Source organism: Ruegeria sp. CDSA141, assembly GCF_059612005.1.
Map to the genome: position 1 here is coordinate 447,657 of NZ_JBXWPT010000002.1, position 21,453 is coordinate 469,109.

General features: G+C 55.1%; 22 protein-coding genes. 5 read left to right on the plus strand and 17 right to left on the minus strand.

The window, feature by feature from the left end; genetic code table 11:
* Positions 1-194: 194 nt before the first annotated feature.
* Entirely contained in the window at positions 195-950 is a 756-nt protein-coding gene (locus tag AC2FLP_RS06165; RefSeq protein ID WP_117868967.1) for an autoinducer binding domain-containing protein, read from the minus strand.
* Positions 947-1,396, minus strand: coding sequence for a type II 3-dehydroquinate dehydratase (gene aroQ, locus AC2FLP_RS06170; RefSeq protein ID WP_496682207.1), 450 nt, complete (start codon positions 1,394-1,396; stop codon positions 947-949). The genes AC2FLP_RS06165 and aroQ overlap by 4 nt, the downstream gene beginning before the upstream one ends.
* A gap of 459 nt (positions 1,397-1,855) precedes the next feature.
* On the opposite strand from aroQ, the gene AC2FLP_RS06175 reads away from it, so the two are divergent.
* Positions 1,856-2,674, plus strand: a complete 819-nt coding sequence (locus AC2FLP_RS06175) for an SDR family oxidoreductase (protein WP_496682210.1) — start codon at positions 1,856-1,858, stop codon at positions 2,672-2,674.
* Positions 2,675-2,702: 28 nt separating this feature from the next.
* Here AC2FLP_RS06175 and AC2FLP_RS06180 read toward each other — a convergent pair whose 3' ends face one another.
* A complete protein-coding gene (locus AC2FLP_RS06180; protein WP_496682213.1) occupies positions 2,703-3,332 on the minus strand; it encodes a 2-hydroxychromene-2-carboxylate isomerase in 630 nt (209 codons plus the stop codon).
* Positions 3,333-3,549: 217 nt separating this feature from the next.
* On the opposite strand from AC2FLP_RS06180, the gene AC2FLP_RS06185 reads away from it, so the two are divergent.
* Complete coding sequence (locus AC2FLP_RS06185) at positions 3,550-4,764, plus strand: serine hydrolase domain-containing protein (RefSeq protein WP_496682216.1); 1,215 nt, start codon at positions 3,550-3,552, stop codon at positions 4,762-4,764.
* Between the two features lie 51 nt (positions 4,765-4,815).
* Entirely contained in the window at positions 4,816-5,685 is an 870-nt protein-coding gene (locus tag AC2FLP_RS06190; protein WP_496682219.1) for an acyl-CoA thioesterase, read from the plus strand.
* Here AC2FLP_RS06190 and AC2FLP_RS06195 read toward each other — a convergent pair.
* The 11 genes from AC2FLP_RS06195 to AC2FLP_RS06245 all read right to left on the minus strand — a co-directional run bounded on the left by AC2FLP_RS06195 (position 5,682) and on the right by AC2FLP_RS06245 (position 16,130).
* Positions 5,682-6,449, minus strand: a complete 768-nt coding sequence (locus AC2FLP_RS06195; protein ID WP_496682222.1) for an SDR family oxidoreductase — start codon at positions 6,447-6,449, stop codon at positions 5,682-5,684. The genes AC2FLP_RS06190 and AC2FLP_RS06195 overlap by 4 nt on opposite strands.
* 190 nt (positions 6,450-6,639) lie before the next feature.
* Positions 6,640-7,329 carry a phosphate regulon transcriptional regulator PhoB gene (phoB, locus tag AC2FLP_RS06200; protein ID WP_496682225.1) on the minus strand — a complete coding sequence of 230 codons (690 nt, stop codon included), beginning with the start codon at positions 7,327-7,329 and terminating at the stop codon, positions 6,640-6,642.
* A gap of 12 nt (positions 7,330-7,341) precedes the next feature.
* Positions 7,342-8,043 (minus strand): phosphate signaling complex protein PhoU, encoded by a 702-nt coding sequence (gene phoU, locus AC2FLP_RS06205; protein ID WP_496682229.1) that lies wholly within the window; start codon positions 8,041-8,043, stop codon positions 7,342-7,344.
* Positions 8,044-8,059: 16 nt separating this feature from the next.
* A complete protein-coding gene (gene pstB, locus AC2FLP_RS06210) occupies positions 8,060-8,857 on the minus strand; it encodes a phosphate ABC transporter ATP-binding protein PstB (protein ID WP_117868959.1) in 798 nt (265 codons plus the stop codon).
* Positions 8,858-8,868: 11 nt separating this feature from the next.
* Complete coding sequence (pstA, locus tag AC2FLP_RS06215; RefSeq protein ID WP_299897123.1) at positions 8,869-10,200, minus strand: phosphate ABC transporter permease PstA; 1,332 nt, start codon at positions 10,198-10,200, stop codon at positions 8,869-8,871.
* On the minus strand, positions 10,197-11,669 hold the full coding sequence (pstC, locus tag AC2FLP_RS06220; protein WP_117868957.1) for a phosphate ABC transporter permease subunit PstC: 1,473 nt from the start codon (positions 11,667-11,669) through the stop codon (positions 10,197-10,199). The genes pstA and pstC overlap by 4 nt, the downstream gene beginning before the upstream one ends.
* 91 nt (positions 11,670-11,760) lie before the next feature.
* Positions 11,761-12,801 (minus strand): substrate-binding domain-containing protein, encoded by a 1,041-nt coding sequence (locus AC2FLP_RS06225; protein ID WP_299897126.1) that lies wholly within the window; start codon positions 12,799-12,801, stop codon positions 11,761-11,763.
* A gap of 183 nt (positions 12,802-12,984) precedes the next feature.
* Complete coding sequence (locus tag AC2FLP_RS06230) at positions 12,985-14,031, minus strand: PAS domain-containing sensor histidine kinase (RefSeq protein ID WP_496682234.1); 1,047 nt, start codon at positions 14,029-14,031, stop codon at positions 12,985-12,987.
* Positions 14,032-14,059: 28 nt separating this feature from the next.
* Positions 14,060-14,584: a gamma carbonic anhydrase family protein gene (locus tag AC2FLP_RS06235; protein WP_496682237.1), complete on the minus strand. Its 525-nt coding sequence runs from the start codon at positions 14,582-14,584 to the stop codon at positions 14,060-14,062.
* Positions 14,581-15,222, minus strand: coding sequence for a guanylate kinase (gmk, locus tag AC2FLP_RS06240; RefSeq protein ID WP_117872756.1), 642 nt, complete (start codon positions 15,220-15,222; stop codon positions 14,581-14,583). The genes AC2FLP_RS06235 and gmk overlap by 4 nt, the downstream gene beginning before the upstream one ends.
* 17 nt (positions 15,223-15,239) lie before the next feature.
* Positions 15,240-16,130: a YicC/YloC family endoribonuclease gene (locus AC2FLP_RS06245; protein ID WP_496682241.1), complete on the minus strand. Its 891-nt coding sequence runs from the start codon at positions 16,128-16,130 to the stop codon at positions 15,240-15,242.
* Positions 16,131-16,375: 245 nt separating this feature from the next.
* Here AC2FLP_RS06245 and AC2FLP_RS06250 point away from each other — a divergent pair, with 245 nt between their 5' ends.
* Entirely contained in the window at positions 16,376-17,050 is a 675-nt protein-coding gene (locus tag AC2FLP_RS06250) for a PAS domain-containing protein (protein ID WP_496682244.1), read from the plus strand.
* Between the two features lie 70 nt (positions 17,051-17,120).
* Here AC2FLP_RS06250 and AC2FLP_RS06255 read toward each other — a convergent pair whose 3' ends face one another.
* Positions 17,121-18,491: a class II 3-deoxy-7-phosphoheptulonate synthase gene (locus AC2FLP_RS06255; RefSeq protein WP_496682247.1), complete on the minus strand. Its 1,371-nt coding sequence runs from the start codon at positions 18,489-18,491 to the stop codon at positions 17,121-17,123.
* A 169-nt stretch (positions 18,492-18,660) separates the two neighbouring features.
* Here AC2FLP_RS06255 and AC2FLP_RS06260 point away from each other — a divergent pair, with 169 nt between their 5' ends.
* Positions 18,661-19,665: a GlxA family transcriptional regulator gene (locus AC2FLP_RS06260; protein ID WP_117868952.1), complete on the plus strand. Its 1,005-nt coding sequence runs from the start codon at positions 18,661-18,663 to the stop codon at positions 19,663-19,665.
* 9 nt (positions 19,666-19,674) lie between these two features.
* Here the strand turns inward: AC2FLP_RS06260 and AC2FLP_RS06265 are convergent, their stop codons facing one another.
* Both AC2FLP_RS06265 and AC2FLP_RS06270 read right to left on the minus strand, forming a co-directional pair.
* Complete coding sequence (locus AC2FLP_RS06265; protein WP_496682251.1) at positions 19,675-20,202, minus strand: GNAT family N-acetyltransferase; 528 nt, start codon at positions 20,200-20,202, stop codon at positions 19,675-19,677.
* A 96-nt stretch (positions 20,203-20,298) separates the two neighbouring features.
* On the minus strand, positions 20,299-21,399 hold the full coding sequence (locus AC2FLP_RS06270; protein WP_496682253.1) for a PQQ-dependent sugar dehydrogenase: 1,101 nt from the start codon (positions 21,397-21,399) through the stop codon (positions 20,299-20,301).
* Between the last annotated feature and the right edge of the window lie 54 nt (positions 21,400-21,453).

A 21,453-nucleotide genomic window follows, 5' to 3' on the forward strand; every position in this document is an offset into this window, starting at 1 on the left:
CACGCGGACAAATAGGCGCCCCCTTGTCAGAGTGATCGGAGAGCTTTGTTATTGCAAAGATCCAACCCAATGTTCCCTGGCTAAAGCCACCACTCACGGAACACTCTCACTTTGCAACTTTTAGGTTTGATTTGAAAAGTAGTGATTTCCTTACCTAAGGTAAACTGACGCGGGATAGCGTCAAAATATTGCGGTTATACTTCCATAATGAACATCTGATTGTGCAGAGACGCCTTGAGAACCGCCTGCGCCGTCGTTTCGACCGAGAGAGCCTCTCGCGCGAGTCGCAGATGCTTTTCTACAGTTGCAGATGTCAGTCCCATCAACAGCGCGATATCCTGAGTGGTTTTCCCGTCTCCGACCCACTGCAACGCTTCGCGTTGTCGCTTGGTCAGTGCTCGATTTGGCGGATGGAACGGCAATGTCAGGATTTTCAGGTGGGCGACATTGTTCATAAGAAGAATGTCGTCGCCGTGTTCTTCCCAGACCGCATCCACGTCTTCCTGGCTTAGCCCATTGGCAGCAGCCAGAGAAATCGCTCCCTTCGAGCGCATGGAAACTGAATTGAAGCTGACGGTATAGCCAGAAACCACACCCATGGACTTGTTGAAATCGAAAACTTCGCGCTCCTTCGCGGTCATCGTTCCGCCCGAGTTCATGTCCTGCAGCATTTTCCAGCTGGCAGCGCCTTCATTGTCCAACGCCCACTTCAACATCGGGGCATGAAAATAAAGCCCATCCTTGATGAAACCGTCGACATAGGCCCGTTTGTGGTTTGTCAGAATTACGAAATCTTCGGGATCGCCCAGAGACGTCTCCGTCCTGTATTGCGTATGGCCATAGATCAGGCGGGAAAACCCGAATTCACCCATCTGGCGGCAATGTGCATCCCACAGGTCTTCCAGGGTCTTAGCGTAGCTGACAAACTGAAGATATTCCTTGAGCTTCATGTCGAGTTGCCTGCTTTCAGATGAGCCGCGAGCGCGTCCAGCGCCAGAATATAGCTTTGGGCACCGAAACCACAGATCTGACCCAATGCAACAGAGGCTACATAGGACCTGTGCCGGAAGGCTTCTCGGGCATGAATGTTGGAGAGATGCACTTCGACAACCGGTAACTCTACAGATGCAATGGCATCCATGAGGGCAATCGACGTATGCGTGAACGCCCCTGCGTTCAGTATCAAGCCGCTTTGCACACCACGGGCCGCATGAATAGCGTCAAGTAGCACACCTTCGTGATTGGATTGCAGATGCGTTACATCCAGCCCTATCGACGCCCCATGCTGAATGCAGCGGTCCTCGATCATGTGCAATGTTGCGTCGCCGTAAACCTCGGGCTGCCGTGTACCAAGCAGATTGAGGTTTGGGCCATTCAATACCAAGACGTTATGCATGTTTTCACTATCCCCATACTATGGTTCATAGACACGAAAAGGCCGGGTTGTCTACCTGACACTGCCGGATTGCATCCGGTCAGTTGCTCAGAAAACAGAACTCGTGATGGTCGAAAAAACTGAGTTCAAACATCCCACCCGAAAACACCGTGTATCCCTGTGGACGTGGGCCATGCTTTTTCTCTTGGTCTTCCATTGGCGGGGAAACAGGTTTTCAGGTTCTCTTTGATCGATTTCAGGTTCGGCAACGAGGGTCTTTCCAGGATTTTCGGGCGGCCCTGCGCGACGCTGAGTAATACTTGCAAACCGTCTCCGATGAGACTGTAGATTGTTGTGTAAAATTTTTTGTGCAACCCGGGTTCGTGCCAATGCAGTGAACGGTAGATTGCCGTGTCGGCAACAGGCCTTCGAACCGGGTCAGAATGCAGACGAAACCAGACTTGATTGAGGAGCATGACAATGACACCGGATACCCTTTTCTCGTTGCCCGGCAAAACCGCATTGGTAACTGGCGGCGCCACGGGTATCGGGCGAATGGCCGCTGAAGCATTGGTCAGGGCCGGTGCACGTGTTTTGATCACCTCCCGAAACGGGGACGCATGTATCGCGGCCGCCGCCGAGTTGAATGCGCTGGAAGCACCCGGAAGTGCCGAAGGATTTGCCGGAGACATCGGCAGCGAGGCCAGCATCGCCAATCTGGTTTCGGACATTCAGAAACGCACTGAAACTCTTGATATTCTGATGAATAACTCCGGTGTGACCTGGGGTGCTCCCTTGGGGCAGTTTCCGCATGACGCCTGGGAAAAGGTGATGTCGGTCAACGTGGCCGGAGTATTCGAACTAACCCAGAGGCTACTGCCGATGTTGATGGAGTCTGGCACAGCAGACGATCCGGCGAGAGTTGTAAACGTCGGCTCTGTGATGGGAGAGGTTCCCATGGGGGATGGCGCCTATAGCTATTCAGCCTCGAAGGCCGCTGTTCTGCATCTAACCAAAATCCTGGCCAAGGAATTGTCGCCTTACCACGTGACGGTCAATGCGCTGGCTCCGGGACCGTTCGTTTCGCGGATGACAGCCTTTGCGACAGCGGACGAGGGCAAGCGCGAAAAGGTCGGTAAGTCAGTGCCTCTTGGGCGTGTTGGCTGTGATGAAGATATAGCGGGGTGTATGCTGTTCTTATGCGGGCGCGGCGGCAGTTATGTCACCGGTTCGGTTATCCCGGTTTCAGGTGGGATCAACGTTGTAACGTCAGGCAATATCTTCGCTGACGCCTTTTGAGGGAGGCTGCGTTTGAAACCAAGACCTTTCACAACGCATTGGTTTTACTTCGCTTCTTGTTTCTCGACAGCTCAATTTCCAGGTTCGGCAAGCTGTTTTTGCCAAAGAACATTTCGGATCCGTAAAACAGGCTGGGAACACCAAAAACGCCCCGACGAACAAACGCTTTGGTCTGATCCTTCAAGTTCTGTTTGATTTCAGGACTCGTCATGGCTTCGCGCAGCTTGCGAACCGGCAGTTCGTTTTCTTGCAGAATATCGACGAGAACGGCCAACTCGTCAGCTTTTTGTCCATGCACCCAAATCGCATCAAAAACGGCTCTTATATATCTGATTTCCCATGATTTTCCTCTGGCGAAACGGGCGCCACGCATCGCGAATTTGGTATTTATCGGAAAATGCGGGCTCATATGGAAGCTCAGCCCGCGACGTCGCGCGAACCTATGCAGGTCATGTGTAAGATAAGCGGTTTTCTGACGGTTCTCAGAAAACGCCTGAAATGGGCTCTGGTTGTGCGTGGCTTTGAATACAACAGGCAGAAGGACTGGGGTATAATTGATCTTGGCACTATGCCGCGCCGCCAACTCTGGCAGCATCTTGTGGGCCAGAAAGGCATTTGGGCTGCAAAAATCGTAAACGAAATCTATGTTTTGCGTCATGATGTCCCTCCAGGCCGGTTCGGCATGACCCCATCCAACAATTTACAAGCGAATCTATATCGGTTTCACTGTATCACTTGGATGAAAGACGTGCCTCTTGGCTCTGCTTATTTAACCGTTCAATTCAGCCCGGGATCTGCTGTTGTTTCAGGCCCCACGCATGCACGATATTGGTCAACAACTGGCGGAACTCAAAAAAATGCTTCAAAAACAAGTTATGTTCGATCAAACGCGGCTTAGCCGGCTTTGTACCTGGATGGACAGCTATGTAGAGCAGCGTAAATATGCAGGCTCGTCCTTTTTGCTAAAGCACAAGGGAGATGAGGTTTTTTTCCACTCGAGCGGTCTACGCAGTGTTGAGGACAATCTGCCGTTCCAACGCGACACGCTGGCGCGCATTTACTCGATGACCAAACCCGTCACTTCTGTTGCTTTGATGATGTTGGCGGAACGTGGACTGTTTCACCTCGACGCGCCTCTGTCCGATTTCCTTCCCGAGTTTAAACAGATACAGGCTCTGGTGCCCGGCGCAGAAAAGCTGGATCAAATCGAAGACGCAGCACCCCCAACTCTACATCAGTTACTCACCCACACCAGTGGTCTCAGCTATCCGTTCAATCCCGGAATTCTACCGGACGCGATGGATGAAAAGGGGCTAATCTTCAAACCAGATCAAGGGCCTCTGAGAGATCTCGTATGTGAACTGGCAGAGTTACCATTGGCATTCCAACCCGGAACACAGTGGGAATACTCTGTCGGAACCGACGTGATTGGACGCGTTGTCGAGGTCGTCTCGGGACAGGCTTTGGATCAATTCTTCCGGCAGGAAATTTTGGCTCCCCTCGGGATGGGCGAAACCGGGTTTTCAGTACCAGCCGGGGCAGGGGACCGGTTCGCATCCCTTTACACGCCGCTGGTCGGCGACGCGATGGCGTTGAACTCACTCGACCAAGGAAGCGATACACTACGATTGATCGATTCTCACGAGGGCTCGCCATTCGAGAACGCGACGACCTTTTCAGGTGGCGGTGGGTTGGTGTCCACAATCGACGACTATGCCAAATTCGTCGAGATGCTACGTAATCGAGGGGCCGGAAATGGCCATCAATTGCTTGGTCCAAAAACAGTGGACTTCATGATGCGTAACCACTTGCCGGGTGATATCGCCTCGATGGGTCCAAAGAGCTTTGCGGAACAACCCATGGAAGGCATGGGATTTGGCCTTGCCGGATCGATTGTTCTGAATCCGGGTCGGGTGCGTGTGCCCGGATCAGTTGGTGATTTCAGTTGGGGTGGCATGGCCTCGACCTATTTCTGGAACGACCTGGAGAACGACCTGACGGCTGTGTTCTTTACTCAGTTGTCGCCGTCCAGTTCCTATCCATCCCGTGCTGAACTCAAGGCATTGGTGCACGCCGCCATGATTGAATGATCTTGCTCGGGCTGATACCCGGGTCTCGAGTAATCAGCCTGAGAGCAAACTATGACCGAAGCGGAACGCATCTTACTGGATCTTCTGGATATTGAACGGCTTGAGGTCGATCTTTTCCGCGGCACGGGATCGGGTGGAGAAACACCAACCCGGATTTTCGGCGGTCAGGTCATTGCGCAGGCCTTGGCCGCTGCATACAGAACCGTAGATGACCGGTTGTGCCATTCCCTGCACGCCTATTTCATCCGACCCGGAGACCCGGATAAGCCCGTTATTTATCAGGTGGATAGAGCACGTGACGGAGGTTCGTTCACTACCCGCCGCGTCGTCGCAATTCAGAATGGCAAACAGATCCTGAACATGTCGGCATCCTTTCACGTTCAGGATGAAGGTTGGGAGCATCAGCATCCGATGCCAACTGTGAATCCCCCCCAGACATACCCATCCCGCTCCGAGCTTCGACAAGCATACGTTGATCGCGTGCCTGAAGGATTTCGCAGTGAACTTCTGCGTGAACGCCCGATCGAAGTCCGGGAGGTGGATCATCTGGATCCGTTCAACCCCGAAGTGTCGGACGACCACAACAAAACTTGGTTTCGCATGGCCGCTGCCGCGTCTGCGGACGCGAAAACTCAACATCTTCTTTTGGCCTATGCGTCAGATATGAACCTCATGTCGTCGGGTTTGCGACCTCACGGGCTGAGCTGGTTTTCCGGAGAGTTCAACGGCGCCAGCCTGGATCACGCTCTGTGGTTTCATGCACCCGTGAAATTTCAGAACTGGCATCTGTATGTGATGGATTCCCCATGGACGGGGCAGGGACGCAGCTTCAATCGTGGGTCGATCTACTCGGAAGACGGAACCCTTGTCGCGTCGGTGGCTCAGGAAGGTCTTATGCGGAAGGCTCAGGAAAAACGTTAAATATCCGGCGTAAATTTTTGATTCAATTTACACATTCCGCCCAGCCAGCGGTCGTAATCAGCCGCTTTGAGTCGCAAATAATCCAGAACCTGCGGATGTGGAAGAACCAGAAACCGTTCGGATCGGATGGCTTGAACGCAGGCTTCCGCGACGTCTTCGGGCTCCAGCATTCCGTCGATCGATGCTACTGAAACCTCGTGTCCCTCAGTCATCTTCGACCGAACCGCCTGAGGACAAAGAACCGAAACCCGCAGACCTTTGGCGCCAAATGTCAGCGACAGCCACTCAGCAAATCCGACCGCTGCATGTTTCGTGACACCGTATGGCGCTGCACCTGGTTGGTTCAGCAATCCCGCTGCAGACGCCGTTGTCAAAACATAACCGCCGCCGCGACCGATCATGCGAGGCACCAGATGTCGCGCGGTCCACACGTGCGACATCACATTGATTTTCCAAATCTTTTCCCATTGATCGTCCGGAACATCCAGACCGCCAAGAGTCAGGATACCGGCATTTGCGCAGAACAGATCAATTGGGCCAACAGTGTTTTCGGTGAAATCGATCAACGTCCTGATCTGATCTTCGCTGGAAACGTCACAAGTGAATGCAACGCCATCAATTTTGTTTGCGACCGCATGCGCTCCGGCTTTGTCTATATCCGAGCAGATGACACGCGCACCTTCTTGTGCAAAGCGTTCCGCCAAACCCTTGCCAATACCATCAGCGGCGCCGGTAACAACGACAGTTTTATTTCTGATCTGCATAGCACGTTCCAAAACAAATAACTTGCGTGGTCTGGCCAGAGTGTTCACTTTGCGGACAAGTTACAAGTCGACAACTTTAACCATAATACCAATTATACGTCTTTCTGCTGAAGCATGGTGGATTCACAAATTAAATACGACTCCTGTTAAAATTCAAATGGTTTGCACGTTATAAGCCCACACCAAGTAGCTACCCCAACGCGTATCCTGTGCCACGAACGGTTCGCATTGGGTCATTCCCACCATATTGCGTCAGAGCTTTACGCAAACGCCCGATATGCACATCGACGGTTCGGGTATCGACATAGATGTCGCGGCCCCAAACCCGGTCCAGCAATTGCTCGCGGCTCCAGACCCTGCCCGGCTTTTCCATAAATGTGCTGAGAAGCCGGAATTCGGTCGGCCCGAGCTTCAGGGGTTTGTTGTCCCGGCTGACTTTGTGTGTTTCGGAATCAAGAACGATGTCATCGAACTCGAGGCGCAAACCAACAGTCGTCGGACGGACGCGGCGCAATTGCGTGCGAACGCGTGCCATCAACTCGACCACTGAGTACGGCTTGACCACGTAATCATCCGCCCCGGTTTCAAGACCGCGAACCTTGTCCACTTCCTCGGACCGGGCCGACAGCATGATAATCGGGATTGAACGTGTATCCGGGCGGCTTTTCAGACGACGACAGACCTCTATGCCACTCAGATTGGGCATCATCCAGTCCAGAACGATGATGTCCGGACTGTCTTCGTCAACCAACAGCATGGCCTCATCACCGTTGGCGGCCTTGGAGACCCGAAATCCTTCAGCTTCAAGATTGTAGGCCAGAACTTCACGCTGAGCCATTTCATCCTCTACAACCAGAACGGTAGGTTGATCTGCGGACATCTCACTCGCCTCCTAAACGGTTTGCGACGTGTTGTCGGCCTTGGGCCGAGCCTCGGTCGGGCGGTCGCCAGTGACCAGATACACAACCTGTTCGGCAATCGAGGTTACATGATCGCCCATACGTTCAATGTTCTTGGCGATGAAATGCAGATGCATGCAGGCCGAGATATTGCGCGGGTCCTCGGCCATGAAAGTCAGAAATTCGCGAAACAGGCCGTTATACATCTGGTCGACCTCTTCATCGCGGTTGATGACATCTGTGGCCAGTTCTGCATCGCGCTGAATATAGGCATCAAGCGCATCACGCAGCATCCGTTCGACCTCGCGGGCCATACGGCGCAGAGCGGCGGCGCTTCCAGTGATCTCGCCCGCATTGACCAGAACGGTGGTTCGTTTGGCGATATTCTTGGCATAGTCGCCAATGCGCTCAAGGTTGCCGGACACCTTCAGAACCGACAGGATCAGTCGCAAGTCACCGGCCGTGGGTGCACGCAACGCAATCAACCTGGCGGTTTCTTCGTTAATAAGCTCTTCAAGCGCGTCGATGGCTTTGTCGCCCTTGCGCACTTCTTGCGCCAATTCTTCGTCGCGTGTTTCAAGCGAGCGCGCCGCGTTTATGATGGCGGTCTCGACTAGCCCGCCCATCTTCATGATATGCGCCTGGATCGCTTCAAGATCGCGGTCAAATGCAGATGCAATATGTTGTTCGCTCATTGTCAGATACCTGTGCTTAGCCAATACGGCCGGTAATGTAGCTTTCCGTGCGCGGATCGACCGGATTGGTAAAGATCTGTCCGGTTTCGCCGAATTCAACCAGATTTCCCAAGTGGAAGAAGGCCGTTTTCTGACTGACACGCGCAGCCTGCTGCATCGAGTGGGTGACGATCACCACCGAATACCGCGAGCGCAATTCGTCGATCAGTTCCTCGACCTGTGCGGTTGCAATCGGGTCAAGGGCCGAGCACGGCTCGTCCATCAACAGAACTTCGGGTTCGGTGGCAACCGCACGGGCAATGCACAAGCGCTGCTGCTGGCCGCCGGACAGGCCCGTTCCAGGTGCATCCAGACGATCCTTGACCTCATCCCAAATTGCACCACGGCGCAAGGATTTTTCCACGATTTCATCCAGTTCCGCCTTATTTCTGGCCATGCCGTGAATGCGCGGGCCATAAGCGACGTTATCATAGATCGACTTGGGGAACGGGTTGGGCTTTTGGAACACCATTCCGACCTTGGCGCGCAACTGTACTGGGTCGACACGCTTGTCATAGATGTCCTCGCCATCCAGCAGGATATCGCCCTCAACCCGGCAGATATCTATGGTGTCGTTCATCCGGTTCAGGCAGCGCAGGAAGGTGGACTTGCCGCAGCCGGAAGGACCGATGAAGGCCGTGACGGTTTTGTCTTCGATTTCAACGCTCACGTCCTTAATGGCATGGGTCTCACCGTAGAAGACCTGAACATTCTTGGCGTCTATCTTGATGTCTTTGGAGTCCACGGATCTCTCCACTCGTGTCATGTCGTTCATTTCAGCCCCTATTACCAGCGGCGTTCAAAGCGGCGGCGCAAGATGATTGCGATGATATTCATGGTCAGCAGGAACATCAAAAGGATGATGATCCCACCCCACGCCTTCTCGTAAAAGCCGGCGTCAGCGCGTGCGGCCCATGTATAGATCTGGGCGGGCATAGCTGAGTTCGGCTCGGTAAAGCCCGCGAGGAAGCCGTCAGGATAACCTCGCGCAACAAATCCAACCATGCCGATCAGCAGGAGCGGCGCTGTCTCTCCCAAGGCTTGTGCAAGACCGATAATTGTACCTGTCAAAATGCCCGGGGCAGCCAATGGCAGCACGTGATGGAACACCGCCTGCATTTTTGAGGCCCCTACCCCCAATGCCGCATCGCGGATCGAAGGAGGAACCGCTTTCAAAGACGCACGGGTCGAGATGATGATTGTCGGCAGTGTCATCAGGGTCAGAACCAGACCGCCGACAAGCGGTGCCGATTGTGGCAGGTGCATGAATTGGATGAACACGGCCAGGCCCAGAATACCGAAGACAATGGACGGAACCGCTGCCAGGTTCGAGATATTCACCTCGATCAGGTCAGTGAACTTGTTCTGCGGCGCAAACTCTTCGAGGTAGATCGAAGCAGCAACGCCAATCGGCAGTGACAGACAAAGTACCACCAGCATCATGAAGAACGATCCAACAACCGAGACACCAATGCCTGCACCGCCGGGGTTGTCCACGCCTGCGTCGGCACCAGTAATGAATGGCCAGTTGAATGCCTGCTTGATGATGCCTGCCTCTTCCAGCGCATCGACCAGATCCAGGTCGCTTTTTTGCAGAAACCGGCTGTCCTGCATGGTGTCACGGGACACGCGACCTTTGAAATACCCGTCCACCCGGCTGGATGCCGCCAGATCGAAACTGACCGGCTCGCCGAGCTTATCTGGGTTTTCGGAATAGAAGGTCCGGATTGTCCCGCCGACTTTACCCAAAAGACGCTCGATCGCGGCCTCATCAAAATCAACGCTGATTCCGCGTTCAGCAAGTTCACTGTTCAACTGAGCGATGAACAGGTTGGAATAGGCCTTTGTCTTGAACAAGGTCTCTTCGACCTCGTCCCTCTGCGGCTCAGTCAGCGTGAAATCCACACTGACGACCGTGCGTTGGAAGGCCGGGATCCCCTGCGACAGGATTGAAGCAAACAAGACAACCAGAAAGAACAGGCCAGTTGCAATTGCAGCGATGCCATATGCGCGAAAACGTTTTTCGGCTCTGGCCCGTTTCTTCGTGTGCGCGTCAGTAGCCGTGAGCGAGATCGTATGTCGACCGGATTGCGGGCTTTGCATGTTGGTGTCGGTCATTCGTACTGCTCCCGGTACTTACGCACGATATACAGGGCAAAAACGTTAAGCCCCAAAGTGAGAATGAATAGTGTCATGCCAAGCGCGAAGGCGACCAGCGCCTCGGGGGAGGCAAAGTCAGCGTCGCCGGTCAACTGACTGACGATCTTGGCTGTCACGGTTGTCATGGCTTCGAACGGGTTCAGGCTGAGGCGGGCCGCGGCCCCTGCCCCGAGAACCACGATCATGGTCTCGCCGATGGCGCGCGATGCAGCCAGAAGGATCGCGCCGACGATACCCGGCAACGCGGCGGGCAGAACGACCTGACGGATGGTTTCCGATTGCGTGGCACCAAGACCGTATGAGCCGTCGCGCATCGCCTGCGGGACCGCATTGATAATGTCGTCAGACAGCGAAGAGACAAACGGGATCAACATGATCCCCATCACCAGACCGGCTGTCATCACGGCGGTGCCGGCTTTCATCCACCCCAGGCCATTGTCACCGAAAACGTCCAGCAGAAGTGGACCGACGGTCAACAGCGCGAAGAGACCGTAAACAATGGTCGGAATACCGGCCAAAACCTCAAGCAATGGTTTGGCAAAAGACCGCAAACGGGACGAGGCGTATTCGCTGAGGTAGATCGCGGCGAACAATCCTATCGGCACCGCAACCAGCAGCGCCACGACAGAGATGTAAAGCGTCCCCCAAAGCAACGGTATTATGCCGAGTTCGGACAACCCTCCGCGGCCCGAAAAGCTGGGTGCCCAGGTCATGCCGAAAAAGAAATCTGATGCGGGGTAGAGCTTGAAGAATTCCCAGGTGTTGAAAACTAGGGACAGGACAATGCCCACTGTTGTCAGAATGGCTACCGACGCGGCGGCCAGAAGAAGGGCTTTAACGCCCTGTTCAACAACGTTGCGCGCACGATAGTCAGCGTTGGTTTGCAACCAGCCCATTACGGCGCCGATCAAAGCAACCGTGAGAACAGCGACGGACATGATTACATAGCCGGTCGAGCTCATGGCCCGATAGCCCTGAGCTGCGCGCAATACGGGCTGGGTGATGTCCGACGTCACCACCTGGCCTGCTTCCTTCAGTTTCCGGGTAATCTCCGTGACATCTGCATGGGCATCGCTGGCGACAGTCTCGGTCAGGTTGCCTTGTGCGACCGCGCTGTCCAGCCCGGCGGCTGTGCGGCGTACTTCCGCCATGACCAGACTGCGGGAAGAGCCTTCCTTGATCACTGTTTCCGGTATCATGCCTGACACCTGCGAGTTAACAAAGAAAGGCTGTGCCAACAGCCAAACAATCATGAGACCGACAGCAGGGACAAGTGTCTTCAGCGCAACGTTCGCGCCATAAAAGGTGGGCAGGGAATGTAGGTTCCGACTGTCACCACCTGCGTTCTGCAATGCGCGTATGCGTCCAAGTATATAGCCGACAGCTGCGATCGCAGACACGATCAGAATAAGCCAAAGTATCGGCATGACACCCCCAGTTACTCTCGATTGCGATGAGAAAAGACAATGAAGGGGCGACTGATCCGTCGCCCCAAGATGCGTTAAACCAGTGTCAGACTTAGCTGCCCGAACCCATGGTGACTTCGTTGGCGATGGCGTCCTGAGTTTTTGCAAGCTCAGGATCAGCAACCAGTCCGTAGTTGGCAAGCGGGCCTGACGGACCGGCGATTTCGTCAGCAGTGAAGAACTGAGCGTATTCCTTCAGGCCCGGGACCACGCCGATATGAGCTTTCTTTACATAGAAGAACAGCGGGCGCGAAACCGGATATTCACCGGTGGAAATGGTCTCGGTCGACGGGGCAACACCCGACATGGTCGCAACCTTCAGCTTGTCGGCGTTGTTTTCGTAAAACGCCAGACCAAACACGCCGATGCCGTTGGGGTTGGTGTCGATACGCGCCAGAGTTTCGGTGTAATCACCGTCGATATCGACCGATTTGCCATCGGTGCGAACCGCCAGACAAGCATCTTCAGCGTCGTCTTCGCTCATGCCGCCAGCAATCATGGCTTCCATTGCGCCGGTTTCTTCACATCCGATCAGCAGAACTTTTTCTTCAAACACTTCACGTGTGCCGTGCTTGGTGCCCGGGATGAAGCCAGCGATTTCAACATCGGGCAGTTCCGAATTGAACTCAGCCCAGCTGTTGTAAGGGTTATCAGCGATCTCGCCGTCTTTCAGCACTTTTGCGCCCAGGGCATTGAAGATATCCGCAGGTTCGAAAGTAGTGAAGTCAGGCCCGGTTTGCTGGCTTGCAAATACGATGCCGTCATAGCCGATACGGACTTCCATGATGTCTGTCACACCGTTTTCGGCACAGGCTTTGATCTCTTTTTCGCGGATCGCGCGCGATGCGTTCGCAACGTCGATGGTGTTTTCGCCAACGCCTTCGCAGAAACGCTTCAGACCAGCCGACGAACCGCCGGATTCAACGACCGGGGTTGGAAAATCTGTGTTTTCACCGAACAGTTCGGCTACGATCGAGGCATAAGGCAGAACGGTCGACGAGCCGGCAACCTGAACGTTGTCACGCGCCGCAGCAGTGGTTGCCGAGACGGCAGCGATAGCCAGCGCAGATGCCGACAGTTTTACAAAGGACATTTCAGTCTCCCTGAAAAGGTATGCTTGATCACCCCCATGATGATCCTGCGGGCACCCCTATGGGGCGTGCGTAAGTCTTTTGTGACAGGTGTGTAACACTTTCATGACAACCAGGACTTTTTTGCGAGTTAACCGCTAAAACGCTGACGACCAAGAAAGCCGGAACAAGGCCGACTTAGGTGTCTATCTGGGCAAAATCACCGTAAAAACAGAACCTTTTCCCAACTCGCTTTCCACACGAAGTCTTCCACGATGACGATTTACGATGTGCTTCACGATCGCAAGGCCCAGTCCCGTTCCGCCCAGTTGGCGCGACCTGTGACTGTCCGCGCGATAGAATCGCTCTGTCAGGCGCGGCAAGTGAACGGCATCTATGCCGGGCCCTTTGTCTATGACCTGAATTCTGACAGCCGGGCCGCGCATCGCCGGATCCCTGTCCTTGGGCAAGACACGTACGGTGACGCTGCCGCCACTGGCGCCATACTTGATCCCGTTCTCGATGAGATTGGTGAAAACCTGCCGTAATTGGTCGCCGTCACCAGTGATTGAAAGCGGACCGTTTGTCACGTCCAGCGACAGTACCACGCCAGCGTCTTCCGCAAGGGGCCGCAGCGAATTTATCGTGGATTGCAGAAGGCCGGTAAGCTCCAGCTGTTGCTTGGGTCGAACACGTTCTTCGCTTTCGACCCGATTCAACGACAAAAGATCTCCGACCAGACGGTTCATCCGGTTGGCTTCATCGGCCATGATCTTGAGAAACCGATCCCGTGCCGCAGGGTCTTCACGTGCCGGACCACGCAAGGTTTCAATAAAACCCATCAAAGCGGTCAGCGGGGTACGCAACTCATGGCTGACATTGGCTACGAAATCCCGTCGCATCTGGCTGGCATGTTCCAGATGAGTGGTATCCTGAAAGGTCACCATGACGGCCCCTGCGGACGCGGCACCTACCCCGTTCAAATATCTGCATTCAACTTCGTACGCTGTGTCCTGCGCGCCATCATTGGACAGATGACGAGTTTTTTTTGCGCTTTTGCTTGTCAGGGCTTGCTCGATGGCATCCAGAACCTGCGGCTGTCTCAAAATGGTCGCGAAATGGCGCCCGACAATTTTCTGTCCCAGAAGAGACGTTGCATCCGTGTTCGCCGCAATGATCCGTTCGGTCTGATCGACCACCAGCGCCGGCAACGGGATCGCAAGGACAATTTCCTGAAGAACGTCTTCGGTCATGCTTCAAAACCCAATCAACCCAATCGCCTTACTGCGCAGGTTTTAAGGTTTCACGAAACTTGCGCATATTTTCCTGGTAGTGCAGCGCACTGAACGTGATCCTTTGTGCCGCAGCCTCGTCCAGCTGGCGCACAACCTTGCCCGGCGATCCCATGACAAGCGAATTGTCGGGGATTTCCTTGCCCTCGGTGATCAGGGCTCCTGCTCCGATCAGGCAGTTCCTACCGATCTTTGCCCCGTTCAGAACGATCGCGCCCATTCCAACCAACGTGTTTTCACCTATGGTGCAGCCATGCAGCATCACCTTGTGCCCGATGGTGCAGTTCCGACCAATCGACAAAGGAAACCCGGCATCTATGTGCATCGCGCAGTTTTCCTGAACGTTGCTGCCCTCACCGATCCGGATTTCTTCGTGATCCGCGCGAATCGTACAGCCGAACCAGACCGAGGCCCCCTGCTCCAGTACAACCTTTCCAATAAGATTGGCATCAGGCGCGACCCATGTATCCTCATGAATTTGCGGGGCGTGCTCGCCCAAGGCGTAAATGGTCATGACAATCCCTCGAACTCATTCTGCAACTTGCGTACGTGTTGTTGCAACGTGGGTTGCTGAATGCGGCGCATCCGTTCAGCGCTTACGATAGTCTTCAGCTTGTCCTCGGTTGCCTCGAGATCGTCGTTGATCAGGACATAGTCGTAATAGCCCCAGTGACTGATCTCGTCCCAACTTTTGAGCATCCGTCGGCCGATAACGTCATCACTGTCCTGCCCACGGGCTTCCAGACGGCGACGCAGCTCGGAGATAGACGGCGGCAGAATGAAGATCGACAGGGCGTGCTTGCCCAGATCCGAATTTCTGATCTGCACTTCACCCTGCCAGTCGACGTCGAACAATACGTCCCTGCCAGCATTGATCGAGTTTCGAACCGGCTCAGCGGGAGAGCCATAGAAATTACCAAATACATGGGCATGTTCCAGCATCTGCCCATCAGCGACCTGCTGTTTGAATTCGTCCTCAGACAAGAAGAAATACTCGCGCCCATGCTCTTCCCCGGGACGCGGAGCACGAGTTGTCGCCGAGATCGAGAATTCCAGATCCGTATCCCAGGCCATCAGCCGTTTGGCCAGGGTCGATTTGCCCGCACCGGACGGAGAAGACAGGATGATTAATAGGCCTCGGCGGTCCGCCATGTCAGTTGTTCCCATTCTTATTCTACGTTCTGCACTTGCTCTCGCATCTGATCGATCAACGCTTTCAATTCCAGCCCGACGGACGTCAGATCCGAGCTTTGCGCCTTGGAACACAGCGTGTTGGCCTCGCGGTTGAACTCCTGCATCAGGAAGTCCAGCTTGCGGCCCACGGCCCCGTCCTGCGCCAACAACTCACGTGCGGCACCTACATGCGCGGTCAGGCGGTCGATTTCCTCGGTGATGTCGGCCTTGACCGCGATCATCGCCAGCTCTTGCGCGACACGATCAGGATCTGCGCCTTGCGTATTCTCCAGCACCCGCGCGAGGTTTTCACGCAGCGCCTCGGCCATTTTGCCCTTGCGTTGCTCTGCAATCGTCGCTGCTTGCGCCGTCAGTTCCGCGACCTGATCCAGTTGCGTGTTCAAGACCGCCGCCAAAGCTTCCCCTTCGGTCTTGCGCATGTCTATGAACGCGGCCAGAAGATCTTTGAATTCGGACGTCAGATGCGCAACAAGCGGAGTCGGATCGTCGGCCTCGGTTTCTGCATCCATCATCCCCTTGAGTGCGAGGAGATCTGACGCACGTGCCGGCGCGAGCGTGATGCCGCGCGCAGCTGCCAGCGCCTCTGTTTGCTCAAGAGCGGTCAGGGCCGCAACCATCGCGGCTTCGTTCAAGGCCAGCTCCAGTGCGGAATCCTCTCGGTTCACGCGCATAGACAGGGTCACGTTTCCACGGCTCAGAGACTTGGACAGGGTCGCCCGCAATGAAACTTCGAGGCCGGTCAACCAGTCGGGCACGCGCAGACGCATGTCCAGTCCCTTACCGTTTACGCTGCGAAGCTCCCACGACCAGCTGTGCGGGCCGTAAGTTCCCTTCCCCGAGGCAAACCCGGTCATGGATCTGATCATGATGGCCCTTTCCTGTTCCCCTGCTGTTTCGAGCATGTGCCGCACCTAATGCTATTGACTAGTGCAGAGCAAGAGTTTGCTGAAGATGCATTTGTTTGGCGCAAGTTAACCATTCGTTAAAGAATTGCTCCAAAATTGAATTAACCCGAGTCAAACTGCCCCTAGCAATGGCTTACGGGCCGCAGGTGCTTCCATTGTGTTGCATTTTACGAAAATAGCGGCCAATTGACGTTAGGGTACTGAAAATGAAAACCTTTTTCGGGACAGGTTCCGGGTCAGAATTTGGAAAGATCGTCGCAATGGATCGCTTTGACAGTGGGCGCAGCCTATCGCCGATCCGCCAGGCCGAGGCGTATTGGACCGCATTGTTGAGCGGCGACAGCGTACCGATGCGGTCTCAAATCGACCCGCGCGGGCTAGAGAATGTTCTTGAGTTTACTTTTATCCTTGAACGTATAGCACCCGGGCTGGCCCGATTTCGTCTGGCAGGCAGCCATCTGAACACACTTGCGGGCATGGAAGTCCGGGGGATGCCTTTGACCGCATTCTTTCAACCCGATGCCCGAGCGCAAACCAAGGATATTCTGGAACAGGTTTTTGCGTCCCCAGCTGTTGCCGAACTGGGTCTGATCTCGGGTGGCGTGTTGGGGCGTACGAGGATGCAGGCCCGGATGATCCTTCTGCCGCTGAAAAGTGACCTGGGGGATGTCAGTCGTCTTTTGGGGGTCATGATCGCCGATGGCGCAATCGGCAAGACACCGCGCCGGTTTTTACTATCTGATACACGGATCAAACCGGTTTCCGAAATTCAGGTACCCGCGCCCACTCCGCGCCGTCCTGTGGAAGGCTTTGCCGAGGAACAACGCGAATTCAAACGCTCTGCCGGCCACCTTCACCTGGTGGTATCACGCGACGATTGAAACCCGTAAGACTGCGGTGAACAAAAAACAGCGGACCGATGGCCCGCTGTTGTCAGTGTTACAGTTGCGCTTAGCTTACCGCGCGTTTGGAGCCGTTGCGGCGCAGGTTGGTCAGTTCTTCCGCCACCAGGAATGCAAGTTCCAGCGACTGCGATGCGTTCAAACGCGGATCGCAGGCGGTGTGGTAGCGATCAGACAGGTCTTCTTCGGTCACAGCGCGTACACCACCGGTGCATTCGGTCACATCAAGACCGGTCATCTCGAAATGCACACCGCCTGGGATGGTGCCCTCGGCCTGATGCACACCAAAGAAGTCACGCACCTCGTGCAGAACTGAATCAAACGGGCGGGTTTTGTAACCCGTGGCCGATTTGATCGTGTTGCCGTGCATCGGATCGCAGACCCAGGTGACCTTTGCCCCTTCTTCCTTCACGGCCTTGACCAGACGTGGCAGATGCTCACCAGCTTTGCCCGCTCCGAACCGAGCAATCAGGGTCAGACGCCCCTCTTCGTTGTCGGGGTTCAGCTTGGACATCAGAACCTTGAGGTCCTCGGCCGTGGTGGTCGGGCCGCATTTCAGACCGATCGGGTTCAGAACTCCGCGGCAGAATTCGACATGCGCGCCATCAGGCTGGCGCGTACGGTCGCCGATCCAGATCATGTGACCTGAACCCGCCAACCAGTTGCCCGAGGTCGAATCCAGGCGCGTCAGTGCCTCTTCATACTCCAGCAACAGACCTTCGTGGCTGGTGTAGAATTCAACAGTCGAGAATTCATGCGTTGTTTCCGCAGTAATACCAGCCGCTTCCATGAAGTCGATGGTGTCTTGAATACGGTCCGCCACCTCGGAATACTTCTGAACGTCCTGTTCATCCGCAAAACCCAGCGTCCAGGCGTGCACGCGGCTCATATCCGCGAATCCACCGGTTGAGAAAGCGCGCAGCAAGTTCAGCGTCGCCGCCGCTTGCGTGTAGGCCTGCAACATCCTGTTGGGATTCGGAATCCTGGCTTCCGGCGTGAAGGCCAATTCGTTGATGATGTCCCCGCGGTAGCTAGGCAGTTCAACGCCATCCACAACCTCGGTCGGGGCGCTGCGCGGCTTGGCAAATTGTCCGGCCATACGACCAACTTTGACCACTGGCACCTTGGCACCATAAGTCAGAACCATTGCCATCTGCAGCATCACCTTAAAGGTATCGCGAATTGCATCTGCGCTGAATTGTTCAAAGCTTTCAGCGCAATCCCCGCCTTGCAAAAGGAAGGCTTCGCCGCGTCCGGCGGCACCCAGATGTTGCTTGAGACGCCGCGCCTCACCGGCAAAGACCAGCGGGGGATACTGTGAAAGCTGAGCCTCGACCTTGGCCAGCGCGGCCGCGTCGGTATACTCTGGCATCTGAACCCGGGGCTTGCTGCGCCAGTTCGATTTTTGCCATTCGGTCATAGCTTTGATCTCCGCTGAAGTTTTCAGGTGGTCTCTATACAAAATGCAAGGAAGAGTGACCATATCCCATTTGCGCCTCTTGACGACGTAAACAAGCTTTGATCATGGTGGCTGTCAAATCAGCAGCTGGATGATCGTCCGTCCGGCCGCGAAGTAAGGACATCTCGCCATGCAAGAGCAACGCCAAGTTGTCACGGTGGAAGACACTGCGGCTCCACCTCGGAATTTCGTTTTTGTCCTCTTGGACAAATTCTCTCTTCTGTCCTTTGCTTCGGCGCTTGACAGTCTGCGCATCGCCAACCGCATGGCGAACAGGCAGCTATATACTTGGAGGTTGCTGGGAGAAGGCGGTGAAACGGTAACCTGCTCGGCCGGGACCGAGTTCAGTCTGGACAGTGATCTGGTAGAGCTGCAGCGCGACGACGTTGTTCTGATCTGCGGTGGCGTAGACGTTCAGGCGGCCACCAGCAGACGCGTGCTGAACTGGCTGCGGCGCGAAGCCCGAAGGGGCTTGCGGATCGGTGGCCTCTGCACTGCGGCCTATACTCTGGCAAAGGCCGGGCTGCTGGATAGCAAGAAGGCGACGATCCATTGGGAGAATTCTGACAGTTTCATAGAGGAATTTGATGAAGTAGAACTGACCAAAGCCGTCTTTCAGATCGATGGCAATCGTATGACGACTGCGGGCGGCACCTCTTCGATTGACCTTATGCTCAAGCTGATTGCGGATGACTATGGCGAGGATCTGGCCAACGCGGTGGCGGATCAGATGATCTATTCCTCGATCCGAACCGATCAGGACACGCAGCGCCTGTCAACTCCGACCCGAATCGGTGTCCGGCATCCGAAGTTGAGCCAGGTTATCCTGATGATGGAAAAGAACATCGAAGAGCCGATCTCGCCCTCGATTCTGGCCAAGGACGTAGGTATGTCGACCCGCCAGCTGGAGCGTCTGTTCCGCCGGTATCTCAGCCGTTCCCCCAAGCGCTATTACATGGAATTGCGGCTGCACAAGGCGCGAAACCTGCTGATGCAGACCGACATGAGTGTCATCAACGTGGCGCTGGCCTGTGGGTTCGCCTCACCTAGCCATTTTTCGAAATGCTACCGGGCGCATTACAACACCACGCCCTATCGCGAGCGTGGTGCGCAAAGTGGAAGATTGTCAGTCTAAGGTTCAGCGTCAAAGCTCTTTGACGAAATAGTGCAAGTACGGTCGGAGCATGGGCTGATCTTTGTAGGTTGTTGTCTTGATCGGAGAGTCCAGTTCAACAAACCCGAGTTTGGGATACAAAGACCGCATTTCCACATTTGGGGTGAGTGTATCTGCGATTAACCGCTTCAGCCCCATAGCTCTGGCGGCTTGTTCTCGTGCTTGAATCAATGCGCGCCCCACTCCAGTGCCCCGAGCATCTTCAGTTACAAATACACGTTTCAACTCGCCGGTATACTGATCAAACCGTTTCATCATTCCACACCCCACTATTTTGCCACCGCGGTTTCTTGCGACGATCAGGCATCCGTTCGGAGGCATATAGTCATCCGTGTTCGCCCAGAATTCCTCAAGTGCGCTTTGCGGTGCGGAAGGATCCAATTCGAACCCCATAACCTGCATTCTTTGAGCAATAAGAGCATAATATTGCTCCAAAATCACATTCAGCTCGGTTCTTGGCGGGATACTTGTGCACAATTCAATGTCGAAATCACTCATTGATATCCTCTTAACCGTGTAACCTGTTGGACAGACTGACTGCGGTGATGGAAACGCGCAAACGGAATTGTAAAGTCTGCTGGCATGCTTCGTATGTCACTGTTTGACAGACATCCTGTAAACCGCGCCCTGCCCGACTGAGATGAACCAGATCGCCCCATCCCGGACCTGCACGATGTCGCGGACCCGCTCGGTCTCGGGGCCCTTGATCTGCTCGACCTCGCGCAGCGGGTCTCCGGACAGCCGAGCGATATAGTCGAATTTCAGCGAACCCACGAAAATGTCGCCCCGCCATTCAGGAAACATTTCGCCCGAATAGACCATCAAGCCTGACGGCGCGATCGACGGGTCCCAGTACAGGCGCGGCTGTTCCATGCCGGGCTTGCTGGTGCCCTCGCCGATCTTTTTTCCGGAATAATAATGTGTGCCGTACGAGATGACCGGCCAGCCGTAATTGGCGCCGGGTTTGACAAGGTTCACCTCGTCGCCGCCGCGCGCACCGTGTTCCGACACCCACAACCTACCGCGCGCGTCCAGATCGGCCCCCTGTGGGTTGCGATGCCCATAGGTCCAGATTTCAGGTCGGATATCTGCCTGTCCGACGAAAGGATTGTCTGATGGCACCGAGCCGTCACGGTTGATACGGATCACGGACCCGATGGGGTTCGAACGATCCTGCGCCTGCGGCCCATCCCCTCGATCTCCAATGGTTACAAAAAGCGTGCCGTCCTTCGCTTCTACTACGCGTGAGCCGAAATGCCGCCCGCCTGATCCGCCGGGGGAAGCCTCGAAAATGACACGTAGATTTGTCAGGCGCGTGCCGTTCTCGGACAGGCGCGCAACGGCGACAGCTGTGCCCGCGCCACCATTTTGCGGTTTTGAAAAGGTCAGAAAAATCTCGCGGCTTTTATTGAAATCGCGCGGGATCGTGACGTCCAGCAATCCGCCCTGCCCCGAAGCTGCGACCTTGGGAGCGCCGGATACGGCGTTCGCCTCTCCGTCCAGAACATAAAACAGGTTTCCGTCCCGTTCGGTCACAAGAAAACTGCCGTCAGGCAGGATACCGACGGCCCAGGGTGTATCCAGCCCGCCTGCCATTTCGGTGAGTTCAAGATTCCCGACCGAGGTCGACAATGCCTTTGCCAAGGCACTTTCGGTGCAAAATGTGACAAACAGAATCGCAGCGGCTCTGAGCATGTTGAACCTTCCCCGGACAATCTAAGGCAAACCCTAATAAAACAGATAGATTTC

Coding starts and splice junctions, on each gene's coding strand:
- AC2FLP_RS06165 (WP_117868967.1), bottom strand. CDS start 950: ATGAAGCTCAAGGAATATCTTCAGTTTGTCAGCTACGCTAAGACCCTG.
- aroQ (WP_496682207.1), bottom strand. CDS start 1,396: ATGCATAACGTCTTGGTATTGAATGGCCCAAACCTCAATCTGCTTGGT.
- AC2FLP_RS06175 (WP_496682210.1), top strand. CDS start 1,856: ATGACACCGGATACCCTTTTCTCGTTGCCCGGCAAAACCGCATTGGTA.
- AC2FLP_RS06180 (WP_496682213.1), bottom strand. CDS start 3,332: ATGACGCAAAACATAGATTTCGTTTACGATTTTTGCAGCCCAAATGCC.
- AC2FLP_RS06185 (WP_496682216.1), top strand. CDS start 3,550: ATGTTCGATCAAACGCGGCTTAGCCGGCTTTGTACCTGGATGGACAGC.
- AC2FLP_RS06190 (WP_496682219.1), top strand. CDS start 4,816: ATGACCGAAGCGGAACGCATCTTACTGGATCTTCTGGATATTGAACGG.
- AC2FLP_RS06195 (WP_496682222.1), bottom strand. CDS start 6,449: ATGCAGATCAGAAATAAAACTGTCGTTGTTACCGGCGCCGCTGATGGT.
- phoB (WP_496682225.1), bottom strand. CDS start 7,329: ATGTCCGCAGATCAACCTACCGTTCTGGTTGTAGAGGATGAAATGGCT.
- phoU (WP_496682229.1), bottom strand. CDS start 8,043: ATGAGCGAACAACATATTGCATCTGCATTTGACCGCGATCTTGAAGCG.
- pstB (WP_117868959.1), bottom strand. CDS start 8,857: ATGAACGACATGACACGAGTGGAGAGATCCGTGGACTCCAAAGACATC.
- pstA (WP_299897123.1), bottom strand. CDS start 10,200: ATGACCGACACCAACATGCAAAGCCCGCAATCCGGTCGACATACGATC.
- pstC (WP_117868957.1), bottom strand. CDS start 11,669: ATGCCGATACTTTGGCTTATTCTGATCGTGTCTGCGATCGCAGCTGTC.
- AC2FLP_RS06225 (WP_299897126.1), bottom strand. CDS start 12,801: ATGTCCTTTGTAAAACTGTCGGCATCTGCGCTGGCTATCGCTGCCGTC.
- AC2FLP_RS06230 (WP_496682234.1), bottom strand. CDS start 14,031: ATGACCGAAGACGTTCTTCAGGAAATTGTCCTTGCGATCCCGTTGCCG.
- AC2FLP_RS06235 (WP_496682237.1), bottom strand. CDS start 14,584: ATGACCATTTACGCCTTGGGCGAGCACGCCCCGCAAATTCATGAGGAT.
- gmk (WP_117872756.1), bottom strand. CDS start 15,222: ATGGCGGACCGCCGAGGCCTATTAATCATCCTGTCTTCTCCGTCCGGT.
- AC2FLP_RS06245 (WP_496682241.1), bottom strand. CDS start 16,130: ATGATCAGATCCATGACCGGGTTTGCCTCGGGGAAGGGAACTTACGGC.
- AC2FLP_RS06250 (WP_496682244.1), top strand. CDS start 16,376: ATGAAAACCTTTTTCGGGACAGGTTCCGGGTCAGAATTTGGAAAGATC.
- AC2FLP_RS06255 (WP_496682247.1), bottom strand. CDS start 18,491: ATGACCGAATGGCAAAAATCGAACTGGCGCAGCAAGCCCCGGGTTCAG.
- AC2FLP_RS06260 (WP_117868952.1), top strand. CDS start 18,661: ATGCAAGAGCAACGCCAAGTTGTCACGGTGGAAGACACTGCGGCTCCA.
- AC2FLP_RS06265 (WP_496682251.1), bottom strand. CDS start 20,202: ATGAGTGATTTCGACATTGAATTGTGCACAAGTATCCCGCCAAGAACC.
- AC2FLP_RS06270 (WP_496682253.1), bottom strand. CDS start 21,399: ATGCTCAGAGCCGCTGCGATTCTGTTTGTCACATTTTGCACCGAAAGT.